The 16677-nt window shown below is 53.1% G+C and carries 16 protein-coding genes; 4 read left to right on the forward strand and 12 right to left on the reverse strand.

What is annotated here, in order from left to right; all coding sequences use genetic code 11:
- Nucleotides 1–28: 28 nt before the first annotated feature.
- Genes recJ through xerD form a run of 3 tightly spaced genes read right to left on the reverse strand, consistent with a single transcriptional unit; the run spans nucleotide 29 to nucleotide 3401 of the window.
- A complete protein-coding gene (gene recJ / locus OGV85_RS05790) occupies nucleotides 29–1762 on the reverse strand; it encodes a single-stranded-DNA-specific exonuclease RecJ (protein ID WP_061547616.1) in 1734 nt (577 codons plus the stop codon).
- 5 nt (nucleotides 1763–1767) lie between these two features.
- Nucleotides 1768–2481 (reverse strand): bifunctional protein-disulfide isomerase/oxidoreductase DsbC, encoded by a 714-nt coding sequence (dsbC, locus tag OGV85_RS05795; protein ID WP_003026923.1) that lies wholly within the window; start codon nucleotides 2479–2481, stop codon nucleotides 1768–1770.
- A 23-nt stretch (nucleotides 2482–2504) separates the two neighbouring features.
- The gene (gene xerD / locus OGV85_RS05800; RefSeq protein WP_003026928.1) at nucleotides 2505–3401 is read right to left on the reverse strand and encodes a site-specific tyrosine recombinase XerD; all 897 of its coding nucleotides are present in this window, start codon (nucleotides 3399–3401) and stop codon (nucleotides 2505–2507) included.
- Between the two features lie 113 nt (nucleotides 3402–3514).
- Between xerD and fldB the strand changes: the two genes are divergently transcribed.
- On the forward strand, nucleotides 3515–4036 hold the full coding sequence (fldB, locus tag OGV85_RS05805) for a flavodoxin FldB (RefSeq protein ID WP_003026933.1): 522 nt from the start codon (nucleotides 3515–3517) through the stop codon (nucleotides 4034–4036).
- A gap of 44 nt (nucleotides 4037–4080) precedes the next feature.
- Here the strand turns inward: fldB and OGV85_RS05810 are convergent, their stop codons facing one another.
- Together OGV85_RS05810 and sdhE are read right to left on the reverse strand one after the other, a co-directional pair.
- The gene (locus tag OGV85_RS05810) at nucleotides 4081–4488 is read right to left on the reverse strand and encodes a protein YgfX (RefSeq protein WP_003026936.1); all 408 of its coding nucleotides are present in this window, start codon (nucleotides 4486–4488) and stop codon (nucleotides 4081–4083) included.
- Entirely contained in the window at nucleotides 4469–4735 is a 267-nt protein-coding gene (sdhE, locus tag OGV85_RS05815) for an FAD assembly factor SdhE (RefSeq protein ID WP_003026938.1), read from the reverse strand. Before sdhE ends, OGV85_RS05810 begins: the two co-directional genes overlap by 20 nt.
- A gap of 256 nt (nucleotides 4736–4991) precedes the next feature.
- Here sdhE and ygfZ point away from each other — a divergent pair, with 256 nt between their 5' ends.
- Complete coding sequence (ygfZ, locus tag OGV85_RS05820; RefSeq protein WP_048232745.1) at nucleotides 4992–5972, forward strand: tRNA-modifying protein YgfZ; 981 nt, start codon at nucleotides 4992–4994, stop codon at nucleotides 5970–5972.
- 93 nt (nucleotides 5973–6065) lie between these two features.
- Here ygfZ and trhA read toward each other — a convergent pair whose 3' ends face one another.
- Nucleotides 6066–6725 (reverse strand): PAQR family membrane homeostasis protein TrhA, encoded by a 660-nt coding sequence (gene trhA, locus OGV85_RS05825; RefSeq protein ID WP_003026947.1) that lies wholly within the window; start codon nucleotides 6723–6725, stop codon nucleotides 6066–6068.
- A gap of 162 nt (nucleotides 6726–6887) precedes the next feature.
- Nucleotides 6888–7199: a N(4)-acetylcytidine aminohydrolase gene (gene yqfB / locus OGV85_RS05830; RefSeq protein WP_003026949.1), complete on the reverse strand. Its 312-nt coding sequence runs from the start codon at nucleotides 7197–7199 to the stop codon at nucleotides 6888–6890.
- Between the two features lie 52 nt (nucleotides 7200–7251).
- On the opposite strand from yqfB, the gene OGV85_RS05835 reads away from it, so the two are divergent.
- Both OGV85_RS05835 and bglA read left to right on the forward strand, forming a co-directional pair.
- A complete protein-coding gene (locus OGV85_RS05835; RefSeq protein WP_003838265.1) occupies nucleotides 7252–7980 on the forward strand; it encodes a MurR/RpiR family transcriptional regulator in 729 nt (242 codons plus the stop codon).
- 120 nt (nucleotides 7981–8100) lie between these two features.
- Nucleotides 8101–9534: a 6-phospho-beta-glucosidase BglA gene (gene bglA, locus OGV85_RS05840; protein WP_061547617.1), complete on the forward strand. Its 1434-nt coding sequence runs from the start codon at nucleotides 8101–8103 to the stop codon at nucleotides 9532–9534.
- 94 nt (nucleotides 9535–9628) lie between these two features.
- Here the strand turns inward: bglA and OGV85_RS05845 are convergent, their stop codons facing one another.
- The 5 genes from OGV85_RS05845 to ubiI all read right to left on the reverse strand — a co-directional run bounded on the left by OGV85_RS05845 (nucleotide 9629) and on the right by ubiI (nucleotide 16603).
- On the reverse strand, nucleotides 9629–10372 hold the full coding sequence (locus OGV85_RS05845; RefSeq protein ID WP_032937431.1) for an SDR family oxidoreductase: 744 nt from the start codon (nucleotides 10370–10372) through the stop codon (nucleotides 9629–9631).
- A 61-nt stretch (nucleotides 10373–10433) separates the two neighbouring features.
- On the reverse strand, nucleotides 10434–13307 hold the full coding sequence (gcvP, locus tag OGV85_RS05850; RefSeq protein ID WP_048217185.1) for an aminomethyl-transferring glycine dehydrogenase: 2874 nt from the start codon (nucleotides 13305–13307) through the stop codon (nucleotides 10434–10436).
- 131 nt (nucleotides 13308–13438) lie between these two features.
- Complete coding sequence (gene gcvH / locus OGV85_RS05855) at nucleotides 13439–13828, reverse strand: glycine cleavage system protein GcvH (protein ID WP_003838257.1); 390 nt, start codon at nucleotides 13826–13828, stop codon at nucleotides 13439–13441.
- A 25-nt stretch (nucleotides 13829–13853) separates the two neighbouring features.
- Complete coding sequence (gcvT, locus tag OGV85_RS05860; protein WP_016150951.1) at nucleotides 13854–14948, reverse strand: glycine cleavage system aminomethyltransferase GcvT; 1095 nt, start codon at nucleotides 14946–14948, stop codon at nucleotides 13854–13856.
- Nucleotides 14949–15400: 452 nt separating this feature from the next.
- On the reverse strand, nucleotides 15401–16603 hold the full coding sequence (ubiI, locus tag OGV85_RS05865) for an FAD-dependent 2-octaprenylphenol hydroxylase (protein WP_003026970.1): 1203 nt from the start codon (nucleotides 16601–16603) through the stop codon (nucleotides 15401–15403).
- Nucleotides 16604–16677 lie beyond the last annotated feature (74 nt).

The following is a 16677-nucleotide window of genomic DNA, read 5'->3' on the forward strand; positions in this document are numbered from 1 at the left end:
ACGCCCTTTTTTATAGCGATTAGTGACGCTAAAGTGGCCAGATATTGTCGATTATAATCTGCAAGCTGCGGTTGCCGCGAAACTCGTTAATATCCAGTTTGTAGGCAAGCTGAACTTCGCGCACGCCGTTGTCTGGCCAGCAGGTGGTATCGACATTAAACGCAATACCGTCCAGCAGCGGACCACCGCCCACGGGCTCGACCATCACCTTCAGATGACGCTCACCGACCAGACGCTGCTGGAGCAAACGGAAATGCCCGTCAAACAGCGGTTCCGGGAACATTTGCCCCCACGGTCCGGCATCGCGCAGCATTTGTGCGATCTCCATGGTCATCTCCGCCGCGCTCAGTGGGCCATCCGACACCACTTCACCTTGCAGTAAGGCAGGATCCAGCCACTCGGTTATCAGCTCGCCAAAACGCTGCTGGAAACGCTCAAACTGCGCCTCTTCAAGCGATAAACCCGCCGCCATGGCGTGACCGCCAAACTTGAGGATCATGCCCGGATAAAGGGTGTCCAGGCGCTCCAGCGCATCGCGCATGTGCAGCCCCTGAATCGAACGCCCGGATCCTTTGAGAGTACCGTCACCTGCCGGGGCAAACGCTATCACTGGACGATGGAATCGCTCTTTAATACGCGATGCCAGAATCCCCACAACGCCCTGATGCCACTCGGGATGATACATTGCCAGGCCGCCCGGTAGCGTATCGCTACTGCGTTCCAGCTTTTCACACAAGGTCAGTGCTTCGGCCTGCATACCCTGCTCGATCTCTTTGCGCGTCTGGTTGAGCGCATCCAGCTCATTGGCCAGCACACGCGCTTCGCCAATGTTGTCGCACAGCAACAGCGCCACACCAACGGACATATCGTCCAGACGGCCCGCCGCATTCAGCCGTGGCCCGAGGGCAAAACCTAAATCACTGGCTGCCAGCTTTAGGGGGTCGCGATTGGAAATCTCCAGCAGCGCTTTAATACCAGGGCGGCACTTTCCGGCGCGGATACGGCTTAAGCCTTGCCACGTCAGAATACGGTTATTGGCATCCAGCGGGACCACGTCCGCCACCGTGCCAAGTGCAACCAGATCGAGCAAATCCGCCAGGTTCGGCGGTGCAATGCCGCGTTCATCAAACCAGCCTTTGTCACGCAAAAAGGTGCGCAGCGCCAGCATCAAGTAGAAGGCCACACCAACGCCAGCCAGCGATTTCGACGGGAATTCACAGTCGGGCAGGTTAGGGTTGATGATAGCCTCTGCGCCCGGCAGCGTATCCCCTGGCAGGTGGTGATCGGTCACAACGACCGGGATCCCCAACGTTCTGGCATGTTCGACACCTGCGTGAGACGAGATGCCGTTGTCTACGGTGACAATCAGCTGAGCGCCCCGGGCATGGGCCTGATCAACGACTTCCGGGCTTAAACCATAACCGTCTTCAAAACGATTTGGCACCAGGTAGTCAACGTTACTGCAGCCCAACGCGCGCATCGCCAGGATGCTTAGCGCCGTGCTGGTCGCACCATCAGCATCAAAATCGCCGACAACGATGATTCGGGTTCCTTCGCGAAAGGCGTTGTAGAGGATCTCAACCGCTTTTTCGACGCCGTTCAAATGTTGCCACGGCAGCATGCCTTTCACGCTACGCTCAAGCTCCTGCGCGCTACGTACACCACGGCTGGCGTATAAACGGCGCAGCAGTGGCGGCAAGTCGGCAGGTAGCTCGGCGGTCTCGTCGGCCTCACGCCGACGAAGTTGTATCTGTTGTTTCACGCGAATTATTTACCGCTGGTTTGTTTTGCATGTGCGTCGAGGAATTCTTTCATCTCTTTCGGGCCCTGATAACCAGGTACGACATAGCCATTGCTCAGCACAATCGCCGGTGTACCGCTGACGCCAAACTGTACGCCCAGCGCATAGTGGTTAGCGATATCCACATCACAGGTCGCCGCTTTTACACCCTTGCCAGTCATCGCGTCATCAAAGGCTTTGTTTTTGTCCTTAGCACACCAGATAGACTTCATGTCCTGCTCAGCCTGGCTGTCCAGCCCCTGACGTGGGAAGGCCAGATAACGTACGGTGATCCCCAACGCATTGTAATCTTTCATCTCTTCATGCAGCTTGTGGCAGTAACCACAAGTGATGTCGGTGAAAACAGTAATGACGTGTTTTTCCTGCGGCGCTTTGTAGATGATCATCTCTTTTTCCAGCGCGTTCAGATGCTTCATCAGCAGTTGGTTGGTGACGTTCACCGGACTTGCGCCGCTCACGTCATACATCGGTCCCTGAATAATATGTTTACCGTCTTCAGTTACGTACAGCACGCCGCTATTGGTCAGTACGGTTTTCATGCCCACAACCGGAGCAGGTTGAATCTCGGTGCTCTGCACACCCAGCTTTGCTAATGACTGGCGAATTGCCGCGTCGTCTGCATGTACCATGCCGGAAAACGCCGTCGCCAGCAGGGTGAACATCATAAAACGTTTTTTCATAGCCTATCCTATCCTGTCAGCACTCACGCTCGCGGGTGATGCTGTTGATGTAGTTGCCGCAAGCGCTCCGTTGCGACATGAGTATAAATTTGCGTTGTCGAGAGATCGCTATGCCCCAGTAGCATCTGCACCACGCGCAGATCTGCGCCATGGTTGAGCAGATGCGTGGCAAATGCGTGCCGCAGGACGTGCGGTGACAGCTTTTCGCTGTCGATTCCCGCCAACACAGCATAGTGTTTGATACGATGCCAGAAGGTCTGACGGGTCATCTGTTGCGCCCGCTGACTAGGAAACAGCACATCAATCGATACGCCGTTGAGCAACCATGGACGCCCATGCTCCAGGTATGTTTCCAGCCAGTACACTGCCTCCTCACCCAACGGGACAAGGCGCTCTTTGTTACCTTTACCGATCACCCGTACCACGCCCTGACGCAGGCTGACGTCACTCATCGTCAGTCCTACCAGTTCAGACACGCGCAGGCCCGTTGCATACAGCACTTCCAGCATGGCCTTGTCGCGTAGCTCCAGCGGTTGATCGATAAGCGGCGCCTGCAGCAGTCGTTCTACCTGCGCTTCGCTGAGATCTTTGGGCAGACGCTGCGGAAGTTTAGGTGATGCAAGCGAGGCGCTGGGGTCATCTTCGCGATATTTTTCGCGGTACAGATGCTGAAAAAAACGTCGCGTCGCACTGAGCAAACGTGCAGAACTGGTGGCTTTATACCCTCCATCCATCCGCTCAGCCAGCAAGGCTTGCAGATCATCACTTTGCGCGGTCGCAAGCGAAGCGCCGCGGTGATGTAACCATTCCACAAGCATGGTCAGATCGCGACGATACGCACTTAATGTGTTTTCCGCCAGATTTCGTTCCAGCCACAGGGCATCAAGAAACTGCTCGATGCGCGCCAGATCCTGTTCCACTCGCGCCCCTTATTCCACTCTCATTTTTGATGCATTATGCCTCATTGTGCCGGGATTGCGGCGATTCTGTTACACTACCCGCAACGCTACAGCAGAATTGAGATGTTTACGTCATGAACATGGGTCTTTTTTACGGTTCCAGCACCTGCTACACCGAAATGGCAGCAGAAAAAATCCGCGATATCCTGGGTCCCGAACTGGTGACACTGCACAACCTCAAAGACGATTCCCCGACCCTAATGGAGCAGTATGACGTGCTCATTTTGGGCATCCCAACCTGGGATTTCGGTGAAATTCAGGAGGACTGGGAAGCGGTCTGGGAGCAACTGGACGACCTCAACCTGGAAGGAAAGATTGTCGCGCTTTACGGTATGGGCGATCAGTTGGGATACGGTGAATGGTTCCTGGATGCGCTGGGTATGTTGCACGATAAACTGATCACCAAAGGTGTAAAGTTTGTCGGCTACTGGCCCACCGAAGGCTACGAATTCACCAGCGATAAACCCGTCATTGCCGATGGACAGCTGTTTGTTGGTTTGGCGCTGGATGAAACGAACCAGTACGATCTCAGCGATGAACGCATTCAGGCCTGGTGCGAGCAAATTCTTGGCGAAATGGCCGAGCACTGGTCCTGAATTTCTGCCGACTGACGGCTAAGGTCGCAACCTTACCGTCAGTACTACTTCTGCTTCGCCTTTTGCAGCATCAACCGCCGTAAATCCCGCCACTCTGCATCATCCATACTGTCTGCCGCCAGCCACAAATGTTGACGTTTTCCGGCATCAGAGCGCAAACGCAGCATCATGCCTGTTTTAACCATCCAGGGGGCGCTAACGATAGACCACTCTTGCCCTTGCCAGCGCAGACGGCCATCCATCAACAGCCGAATCTCACCCTGACAGGCGTTGATTCGACGCTGACTGCGAACGCTATCGAATACCACCAGAGAGAGCAAAACCAGCCATAATGGGGTGTAGCTCAATGGCCAGGGCATCAATAAAATAAACACCGCGACCAGCCCATGAATTAGCAGTGAAAGCCACTGCGCGCGCCATGATACGCGTAAATCAGATTGCCACTGGACCACGTTCCCGATTCCGTGTCTGGATAAGTCGCACCATCTGCTCCAGCTCAGCATCAGCTGGTTTCCCATGATTCATCAACCAGTTAAATAAATCTGGATCATCACATTCTAGCAGACGGATAAAGATACGTTTTTCTTCGTCACTTAAGCTGTCATATTCATGTTCGAAAAACGGCATGATCGAGATGTCCAGCTCGCGCATACCGCGGCGGCATGCCCAATGAATACGTGCTTTGTTGTTAATATCCATGTTCTTCTCCCTGTCTCGCGAAAACGAAGTATCCCGCTATTGTAACGTGTTTTTCCCGCTCTTTTACGGGAATATCAGTAAACTGAAGCTCGCTCGCTAAATAAAACCTTATTAAGCCAAAGGATTCACCATTTTTTGATGTTTCCTCGCAAAGCGCAATATATGGCACAAATAGCCTGTTTAAACCGCTTGCAATGGGCCATAGCTCTTTTACCATTAGTCATTATCACTGCGTTAAGCAAATCAGGACATTATTATGGCTTTTACATCTTTTCCTCCTCGCCAGCCTTTCGCGTCAACGCGTTTGCCTCTGACGCTAATGACGCTCGATGACTGGGCGCTCGCCACCATCACCGGTGTCGACAGTGAGAAGTATATTCAGGGTCAGGTCACGGCGGATGTCAGCCAGATGACCGAGCATCAGCACCTGTTAGCTGCACATTGTGACGCCAAAGGTAAAATGTGGAGCAACCTGCGTCTGTTCCGACAGGGTGACGGTTTTGCATGGCTTGAGCGCCGTAGCCTGCGTGATGCGCAGCTCACCGAGCTGAAAAAATACGCGGTCTTCTCGAAGGTGGCGATTGCCCCGGATGACGAGCGTGTCCTGCTGGGCGTAGCGGGATTCCAGGCACGTGCAGCGCTGGCCAATCTCTTTAACGAATTACCGAACAGTGATAAGCAGGTCATTACCGAAGGTGCCTCCACGGTATTGTGGTTCGAACACCCTGCTGAACGTTTTCTGCTGATCGTTGATGCCACCACAGCAGAAACCTTGGTTGAAAAGCTGCGTGGCGAAGCAGAGTTAAATAACAGCCAGCAGTGGCTGGCGCTGGATATCGAAGCGGGTATCCCCGTTATTGATACAGCCAACAGTGCACAGTTTATTCCACAGGCTACCAATCTGCAGGCTTTGGGCGGGATCAGCTTTAAAAAAGGCTGCTACACCGGTCAGGAAATGGTTGCTCGTGCAAAATTCCGCGGAGCCAATAAACGCGCCATGTGGACTTTGGCGGGTGCCGCCGGTCGAGTACCGGAAGCTGGCGAAGACCTTGAATTAAAAATGGGCGAGAACTGGCGTCGTACCGGTACCGTACTTGCCGCAGTAAAACTGGCCGATGGTCAGGTACTGGTGCAAGTTGTGATGAATAACGACATGGAGGCCGACAGCGTGTTCCGCGTTCGTGACGACGCAAAAACGCTGCAAATCGTACCGCTGCCGTATTCGCTGGAAGAGTAAATGAATAATGCCTGATTGCGATGCGTCTATCAGGCATGCTGGCTTTTGTTTTGTAGGCCGGATAAGGCGCTAGCCTCCATCCGGCGTCAGTGATTACGCCTGACCAACGTACAGATAGATCGCCAGGAAGTGGCAAACGCTGCCGCCCAGCACAAAGCCGTGCCAGATCGCATGGTTATAAGGAATACGCTTACAGACGTAGAAAATTACGCCCAGGGAATACACCACACCGCCAACAGCCAGCAACGTCACGCCTCCCGCTGCCAACTTAACCGCCAGTTGATACACCACAATCAGCGATAGCCAGCCCATTGTCAGGTAGGTTACCAGCGACAGAACCTTAAATCGGTGCGCAATGGTCAGTTTGAATAAAATACCGATCAGCGCCAGGCTCCAGATAACAATCATCAGTCCACGTGCCAGCGGCGAATCAAGCCCCACCAGCAGAAATGGCGTGTAGGTCCCGGCAATCAGCAGATAAATCGCACAGTGGTCAAATTTTTTCAGCCAGACTTTCGCTCTCTGATGGGGGATCGCGTGATACAAAGTTGAGGCGAGGAACAGCAGGATCATGCTGCCGCCGTACAGGCTATAGCTGGTAATCGCCATAGCGCTGGCGTTGGTATCTACTGCCTGGACCAGCAATAACACCAGTCCGACAATCCCAAACACCAGCCCGATACCGTGACTGATGCTATTGGCTATTTCCTCTGCCAACGAATATCCCTGCGCGATTAATGGCTTCTGAACCATAAGTTACTCCCCAGAAACGAACACTTTCGTTATTGCGCCTCTAGCGTAACTGAGAATGGTTCCAGTGAACACCTGTTAGCTAAAATAAATATCACATCAATATTAACCCTTTAAAATCATTGCGTTATAAGTAATTTTTCAACTAACAGATGTTTCTTTAAATCAAAGGCATTTAAAATCAATCACATAAAATTGCGTCTGATTCGGGTAAATCTCGGCAATTACATGTTTAAGTTCTTCAAGCGTCATGTTTTCCTGCTGGGCATGTTTATCCGTTAGCGTATCCAGCGTGACGGTTGAGGTGCCAACAACCTCAATCGTGCAGAAGTAACCGTCATCTTCGAAGCGCCCAACCCGTAAAATGTCCCCGGCTTTGAAGTGTGATTCGGACTCGTCACGAATGGTGATGGTCTTGCGTCCGGCCAGAATGTCATCCTGGAAACGCTGAAAAAAAGTGATGTCATTTGGCTGCATGTTATTATTCCCTGTAGATGAAGTCTGATGAGTGAGTTTTGCCATTGTGAGTATGTTCTCCCACGCTGCCATCGCCAGTCTCAACAATCTTGAGATGCTGGTCTACAACTATGTCATCAAAAACCGTGACAAAGTCATGTACATGACCATTCGCGAACTGGCCGATGCCGTGGGTGTTTCCACTACCACCGTACTGCGCTTTTGCCGCAAGCTTAAATGTGAAGGTTACTCAGAATTTCGCGTGCGCTTCAAATTATATTTAGAGCAGAATGAACCGCAACAGGCTAATTTCGGTGCCAGCGAAATTATCAGTTTCTTTAAAGGCGTCAATAACGACGAGTTCGATAAACTGCTCGATCAGGCTGTTGATATTATATTATCGTCCGAACGTATTATATTCGTCGGAGCAGGAACGTCTGGAGCGCTGGCAAAATATGGCGCACGTTTTTTCTCAAACGTCGGTAAATTCAGTAATCACATTGACGATCCTTATTTCCCGGTAACTAACGACATGGCCAGAAACGCGCTGGCGATCGTGCTTTCCGTGTCTGGTGAAACAGAAGAGATCCTGCGCTTTGCCAGCCAGTTCAGTCTGCACAACTGTAAGGTTCTGTCGGTCACCAGCCATGAGCACTCTCGCCTGGCGAAACTCGCCGACTTTAACCTCTCCTGGCATGTTCCGCAAACACGTATTGCCGGGGTATACGATATAACCACGCAGATCCCCGTTATTTATATTCTGGAATCACTCGGTCGCAAGCTGGCGAAAAGAATAGCGTAAAAAAACAATCTGTTTTTTTGATGTAACAAATCACATTTACGCTATTTTGTTATATCGTGACATTTATCTTTCCTTTGTTAGACTCAAAATCAGATTGTATTAATTTGAGACTGAGCGCAGATGAAAAAACTTACCTTACCAAAAGATTTTTTATGGGGCGGCGCGGTTGCGGCGCACCAGGTTGAAGGCGGCTGGAACAAAGGCGGCAAAGGCCCCAGCATTTGCGACGTACTGACCGGAGGGGCACACGGCGTTCCGCGAGAAATCACTCAGGAAGTTGAGCCCGGTAAGTACTACCCCAACCACGAAGCTGTCGATTTTTACGGGCACTACAAAGAAGACATCAAACTGTTTGCCGAGATGGGCTTTAAATGTTTTCGTACGTCAATTGCCTGGACCCGCATCTTCCCGAAAGGGGACGAAACCCAACCGAATGAAGAAGGGCTAAAGTTCTACGACGACATGTTCGATGAACTGCTGAAGTACAACATTGAACCGGTCATCACCCTTTCCCACTTCGAAATGCCGCTGCACCTGGTTCAACAGTACGGTAGCTGGACCAATCGTAAAGTCGTCGATTTCTTTGTCCGATTTGCTGAAGTCGTTTTTGAGCGCTACAAGCACAAGGTCAAATACTGGATGACCTTTAATGAGATCAACAACCAGCGCAACTGGCGTGCACCGCTGTTTGGTTATTGCTGCTCCGGCGTGGTGTATACCGAGCATGAAAACCCTGAAGAGACTATGTACCAGGTGCTGCATCACCAGTTCGTGGCCAGCGCGCTGGCGGTAAAGGCGGCACGTCGCATCAACCCGGAAATGAAAGTCGGCTGCATGCTGGCGATGGTGCCACTGTACCCGTTCTCCTGTAAGCCTGAAGATGTGATGTTCGCGCAGGAATCGATGCGTGAGCGCTACGTTTTCACTGACGTTCAGCTGCGCGGCTACTATCCATCATATGTACTGAACGAGTGGGAACGCCGCGAATTCAACATCCGAATGGAGGCCGGCGATGAGCAAATCCTGCGTGAAGGCACCTGTGACTATCTCGGATTCAGTTACTACATGACCAACGCGGTAAAAGCTGAAGGCGGCAGCGGCGATGCCATTTCTGGTTTTGAGGGCAGCGTACCGAACCCGCACGTAAAAGCCTCCGACTGGGGCTGGCAGATTGACCCCGTCGGTCTACGCTATGCCTTATGTGAGCTGTATGAACGCTACCAGAAGCCGCTGTTTATCGTTGAAAACGGGTTTGGCGCTTATGACAAAGTAGAAGAAGACGGCAGCATCAACGACGACTATCGCATCGACTATCTGCGCGCCCACATCGAAGAAATGATGAAAGCGGTGACCTATGATGGCGTAGACCTGATGGGCTACACGCCATGGGGCTGCATCGACTGCGTATCGTTTACCACCGGTCAGTACAGCAAACGTTACGGCTTTATCTACGTGAACAAACATGACGACGGCACCGGCGATATGTCACGTTCACGGAAGAAGAGTTTTGACTGGTACAAAGAGGTGATTGCCAGCAACGGCGAGAATCTGTAATTTTTTGCCGGATGGCGGCGTAAACGCCTTATCCAGCCTACAGGTTATACTCCCGTAGGCTGGATAAACGCAGCGCTATCCGGCAATTAAATCCCTACTTCCCGCCTGCCAGTTCCAGAAAACTGCCCGTTACGTAAGATGCCTTCTCGCTCAACAGCCAGGTAATTGCCTGCGCGACTTCTTCCGGCTGCCCGCCACGCTGCATAGGCAACAGTGATTTCACGCGATCGACTCTTCCCGGCTCGCCGCCTGATGCGTGCATTTCAGTGTAGATAAGACCTGGTCGCACGCAGTTTACGCGGATCCCTTGTGCCGCAACCTCCAGCGCCAGGCCGGTGGTGAGCGTGTCCACAGCGCCTTTCGAGGCCGCGTAATCAACATATTCGAATGGCGCACCAAGCCGCGATGCCGCCGAAGAGACATTTACAATCGATCCACCCTGACCGCCGTGCTTGAACGACATGCGCTTTACCGCTTCCCGACAGCACAGAAAATAGCCGGTAACGTTGGTTGCCAGTACGCGATTAATTCGTTCGGCGGTTAAGTTTTCGACCGTGCTTTGCTCAAACAAGATCCCGGCATTATTCACCAGGGCAGTCAGTTGCTCGCCTTCACGGTCAATAGACTCAAACATTGCCACCACCTGGCTTTCATCACTGATATCCGCACGCAAAGCAAATGCTTTACCACCTGCAGCGACGATGTTGTTCACCACCTCGGTTGCCGCACGAATATTGTGATGAAAATTCACGGCGACCGTGTAACCCTCTTGCGCCAGTTGCAGCGCGGTTGCTCGACCAATGCCACGACTGCCGCCCGTCACCAATGCTATAGCCATAACGTTTCTCCCAAAAAATAAAGGCGCCGAAGCGCCTTTAAAAGATAGTTGAATCAGCAGATTACTGATATTCGCTCATCGGTACACAGGAGCAGAACAGGTTACGGTCACCGTAAACGTCATCAAGGCGTTTCACGGTTGGCCAGTATTTGTTCGCCACACCCGCCGGGAAGACGGCGATTTCGCGGCTGTAACCGTGATTCCACTCCGCGACCAGTTCGTTTTGCGTGTGCGGTGAGTTAACCAGCGGGTTATCTTCTAGTGACCATTCACCGGCTTTCACGCGATCGATCTCAGCGCGGATTGCCAGCATCGCATTGATAAAGCGATCCAGTTCCACTTTGCTTTCAGATTCAGTCGGTTCAACCATCAGGGTACCCGCGACCGGGAATGACATAGTCGGCGCATGGAAACCGTAATCGATTAGACGCTTGGCAATATCCAGTTCGCTGATGCCGGTCTCTTCTTTCAGTGGACGAATGTCGAGAATACATTCATGCGCCACGCGACCATCGCGACCGGTATACAGTACCGGATAAGCATCTTTCAGACGGCTGGCAATGTAGTTAGCGTTAAGAATCGCCACCTGGCTTGCCTGCTTCAGACCTTCTGCGCCCATCATACGGATGTACATCCAACTGATTGGCAGAATGGATGCGCTACCGAACGGCGCCGCAGAAACTGCGCCCTGACGGGTCAGCATCCCTTCAATCTGCACTACGCTGTGGCCCGGTACAAACGGCGCCAGATGTGATTTCACGCCGATCGGTCCCATACCTGGGCCGCCGCCGCCGTGCGGAATGCAGAATGTTTTATGCAGGTTGAGGTGCGAGACATCTGCGCCAATAAAGCCCGGCGTGGTGATCCCAACCTGAGCGTTCATGTTCGCGCCATCCAGGTAAACCTGGCCGCCGAACTGGTGCACAACGTCGCACACTTCACGGATCGTTTCTTCATAAACGCCGTGGGTGGATGGGTAGGTCACCATGATGCAAGAAAGGTTGTCGGCATGTTGTTCTGCTTTTGCTCGCAGATCGTCCAGGTCGATGTTGCCGTTCTTATCACAGGCGACCACCACTACCTGCATACCCGCCATCTGTGCAGACGCCGGGTTGGTACCGTGGGCAGAAGCCGGGATCAGACAGATATCGCGATGACCTTCGTTACGGCTTTCGTGATAATGACGAATCGCCAGCAGACCCGCATACTCGCCCTGCGCACCGGAGTTCGGCTGCATGCAGACGGCATCATAACCGGTCAGTTTTACCAGCCACTCGGAAAGCTGGCCGATCATCTGGTGATAACCTTCAGCCTGCTCTGGCGGGCAGAACGGATGCAGCTCAGCGAATTCAGGCCAGGTGATAGGGATCATCTCGGCAGCGGCGTTGAGCTTCATGGTGCAGGAACCCAGCGGGATCATTGCCTGATTCAGCGCCAGATCTTTACGCTCCAGTGAGTGCATGTAGCGCATCATCTCGGTTTCGCTGTGATAGCGGTTGAACACCGGATGGCTGAGGATCGCATCGTCACGCAGCATGCTTTCCTGAATAGAACGGCTGTCGAGCGCCACGTCTTTATCCAGCGTATCGATGTTCAGAGCGTGACTGTCGCCCAGCAGTACATTGAACAACTGCACCACGTTTTCACGGGTGGTGGTTTCATCGAGCGTAATACCTACCGCGTTATGGATATCGCTACGCAGGTTGATTTCTGCCGCTTCGGCACGCGCCAGTACTGCGGCCTTATCGGCTACTTCAACGCACAGGGTGTCGAAGTAATGCGCATGACGCAGCTTCAATCCTTTCTGTTGCAGACCGGCTGCCAGGATATCAGTCAGGCGGTGGATGCGATTAGCAATGCGTTTCAGGCCAACTGGACCATGATAAACAGCATACAGACTGGCGATGTTGGCCAGCAGGACCTGCGAGGTACAAATGTTGGAGTTCGCTTTCTCGCGGCGGATATGCTGCTCACGAGTCTGCATCGCCATGCGCAGTGCGGTATTGCCCGCCGCATCTTTGGAGACGCCGATAATACGGCCTGGCATGGAGCGTTTGAATTCGTCTTTAGCGGCGAAGAATGCCGCGTGTGGGCCACCGTAACCCATCGGTACGCCGAAGCGTTGTGCAGAACCGAAAACGATATCCGCGCCCTGTTTGCCCGGAGCAGTCAGCAGTACCAGCGCCATAAAGTCGGCAGCGACACTGACCACAATTTTACGGGATTTCAGCTCAGTAATCAGTTTGCTGTAGTCATGCACTTCACCGGTGGTGCCAACCTGCTGCAACAGCACGCCAAACACATCCTGGTGATCCAGTGCTTTCGCCGCGTCATCAACAATCACGTCAAAACCAAAGGTTTGTGCACGGGTACGCACGACGTCCAGCGTTTGCGGATGAACATCAGCCGCAACGAAGAAGCGGTTGGCGTTTTTCAGTTTGCTGACGCGTTTTGCCATCGCCATCGCTTCAGCCGCCGCGGTCGCTTCATCCAGCAGAGAAGCGGAAGCCATATCCAGCCCCGTCAGATCCAGTGTGACCTGTTGGAAGTTGAGCAGCGCTTCCAGGCGCCCCTGAGAAACTTCTGGCTGATACGGCGTATACGCAGTGTACCAGCCCGGGTTTTCCAGCATGTTGCGCAGGATAACCGGTGGCAACTGCACGGCGGTGTAGCCCATGCCAATGTAGGACGTGAAGCGCTTGTTACGCCCAGCGATGGCTTTTAATTCAGCCAGCGCAGCGTATTCGGTCGCCGCCTCGCCCACCTGCGGCGGGGTTGCGAGCTGAATGTCTTTCGGCACAATCTGGCCGATCAGCGCGTTTAACGACTCGGCGCCAACCGCATTCAGCATCTCTTGCTGCTGCGCGGCGTCCGGTCCGATGTGGCGTTCAATGAAAGCGCCGCTGTTTTCAAGCTGGCTTAACGTCTGTGTCATGGGCGATGGTTCCTGAAACGTGCAGTGAATCGTGATTGTCTCTGTCTACGAGCCCGGCAGCGCTAGCGCTTACCGGGTCTACGCATGCTTTGTAGGCCGGATAAGCGCAGCGCCATCCGGCAAAAGCGTATTTACTCGTCTTCTAACAATGCTTCATATGCGGCCGCATCCAGCAGCGATTCAATTTCGCTTTCATCGCTGGCTTTGATTTTGAAAATCCAGCCGCCCGCATACGGCTCGCTGTTGACCAGTTCCGGGGAGTCGCTAAGCGCGTCGTTAACCGCCACAATCTCACCACCTACTGGCGCATAGATATCGGATGCCGCTTTTACGGACTCCGCAACGGCACAATCATCGCCCGCGCTGACGGTTGCGCCAACTTCTGGCAGGTCAACGAAAACCATGTCACCTAACAGCTCCTGAGCGTGTTCGGTGATACCAACGGTGTAAGAGCCGTCAGCTTCTTTGCGCAGCCATTCGTGTTCTTTGCTGTATTTCAGTTCTGCAGGTACGTTGCTCATCAATCAATCTCCAAAAAAGGATGAATTACGCGACGGCTTTGCCGTTACGCACAAAAACAGGTTTAGTCACTTTTACCGGCATTTCGCGGTTACGGATCTGCACGATCGCAGTTTCGCCGATACCCGCAGGGACACGCGCCAACGCGATGCTGTAACCAAGAGTTGGGGAGAATGTCCCGCTGGTGATAATGCCTTCCTGCTGGTTGCCGGAAGCATCGGTGAAGCGCACCGGCAGTTCATTACGCAGCACGCCTTTCTCGGTCATCACCAGCCCGACCAGTAGTTCGTGGCCTTTTTCACGCTGCATTTCCAACGCTTCACGACCGATAAAGTCGCGGTCAGCCGGTTCCCATGCGATGGTCCAGCCCATGTTGGCCGCCAGCGGAGAAATGCCTTCGTCCATCTCCTGACCGTACAGGTTCATGCCCGCTTCCAGACGCAGCGTGTCACGTGCGCCGAGACCGCAAGGTTTGACACCTGCTTGTACCAGCGCACGCCAGAAATCTGCCGCTTTTTCATTCGGCATTGCAATTTCATAGCCTGCTTCGCCGGTATAACCGGTGGTTGCGATAAACAAGTCGCCCGCCTGAACGCCGAAGAACGGCTTCATGCCTGCTACCGCCTGACGCTGCTCGTCAGTAAACAACGTAGCTGCTTTTTCCTGTGCGTTTGGACCCTGTACCGCAATCAGCGACAGATCATCACGAACGGTGATGTCGATAGCGTATGGTTCAGCGTGTTGGGTAATCCAGGAGAGGTCTTTTTCGCGGGTGGCGGAGTTTACAACGAGGCGGAAGAAATCTTCAGTGAAGTAGTAGACAATCAGGTCATCTATCACGCCGCCCGAAGCGTTAAGCATACCGGAGTAGAGGGCTTTACCCGTCTTCGTTAGCTTTGCGACGTCGTTTGCCAGCAGATAACGCAAGAACTCCCGGGTGCGGCTACCGCGCAGGTCGACGATGGTCATATGCGACACATCAAACATTCCGGCATCGGTGCGAACAGCATGGTGTTCATCGAGCTGAGAACCGTAATGCAGTGGCATCATCCAGCCATGGAAATCGACCATGCGCGCGCCACATAGCGTGTGTTGTTCGTACAAAGGAGTCTGTTGAGCCATCTTTTCCTCGTTGAATAAGCGGGGCTACCAACTCTTTCGCGGTGAAATTTTCGCCACGAAACCCAGCACCGCAGCCGCTCCAGGGGCTACGACGCAAACGTTCTCTTTGTCCTGAACTTACCACCGAAACAGACGCTAAACCATAAGTCAAAATTAACCATCACATTAGCTTATGGCGAAAAACAGCCAGATCGGCAACAGAATAAAACTCCATGTATATAGTAAGAAATCAGAATAACAAACAAAGATAAGCGCAAACTTACAGCACCAATCCACATTAAATGTGGAAAAAATGTCAAAAATGGCGTTATGAAAAAAACGTGATATTAAAAAAACTAATGCGAAAAAAGGCGTGGAATTAGATTATTTCAAATGAGAGAAGCACCCCGGCGCGCAGGCCGGGAGAGGAAAGTGTGACGGGTCTCAAACTCTTAAGATTGTCCTTACGGACACTAACGTAACCACTCGGGAAGATCGTTCAGTCCCATCGCCTGACGGATGAGTTGTGGTTTTACGCCCGGGAGGGTATCGGCCAGTTTCAGCCCAATATCACGTAGCAGTTTTTTCGCCGGATTCTCGCCTGCAAACAGTTCACGGAATCCCTGCATCCCTGCCAGCATCAGCGCTGCGCTGTGCTTACGGCTGCGCTCGTAGCGGCGTAAATAGAGATACTGCCCAATATCTTTACCCTGACGTTGTAGCCGCTTAAGTTCATCGATCAACTCCGCCGCATCCATAAAGCCAAGGTTAACCCCCTGACCCGCCAGCGGGTGGATGGTATGCGCCGCATCCCCCACCAGCGCCAGACGATGGGCGGCGAACTGACGGGCATAACGTCCCGTCAGCGGAAACGCCTGACGTTCGCTTTCAAGGCTGCACAGCCCCAGACGATTATCAAAAGCGATATTCAGCGCCTGATTAAACTCGTCAATGCTTGCCTGCTGCATACGTTCTGCTTCCTGCGGCGAGAGCGACCAGACGATAGAACACAGGTGTGGATCGCTGAGCGGCAGGAATGCCAGGATCCCCTCGCCGTGAAACGCCTGACGCGCAACCGCACCGTGCGCTTCCTGCGTACGGATAGTCGCCACCAGCGCATGATGACGATAATCCCAGAAGGTGAGCGGAATATCCGCTTTGTTGCGCAGCCAGGAGTTAGCACCATCAGCACCGACGACCAGGCGGGCCGTCAGCATTGCGCCATCTTTCAGGGTCAGAAATGCTTCGTTCTCACCCCAGGCCACCTGCTGTAATTCAGCAGGTGCCATCAGCGTAATATCCGCTGAACGCTGCGCCTTTTGCCACAGCGCATAATGAATCTCTGAGTTTTCGACAATGTGCCCCAAATGGCTGTAGCCCATGCTCTGGTCATCAAACGCAATACGTCCAAAGCTGTCTTTGTCCCAGACTTCCATGCCGTGGTAGCAGCAAGCGCGACGGGCAACAATGTCGGACCAGACACCAAGACGGGTAAGCAGTTTTTCGCTGGCGGCATTAATGGCCGAAACACGAAGCTGAGGAGGTGCATCCGCCGCCAACGGCTGCGGAACATGTTGTTCTAATACAGCAACGCGCAACCCGCTGCCCTGTAAGCCGCAGGCAACCGCCAGTCCTACCATGCCGCCACCAACAATTGCTACATCAACACTTTGCACTGTTTGCTCCTGAAAATAGGACAATCAAAAACCGTAGGCCGGATAAGGCAAAGCCGCCATCCGGCATCAATTCC

Origin of the sequence: Citrobacter sp. Cf132 (genome assembly GCF_030333885.1) — a bacterium.
Classification (GTDB): Bacteria; Pseudomonadota; Gammaproteobacteria; order Enterobacterales; family Enterobacteriaceae; genus Citrobacter; species Citrobacter freundii.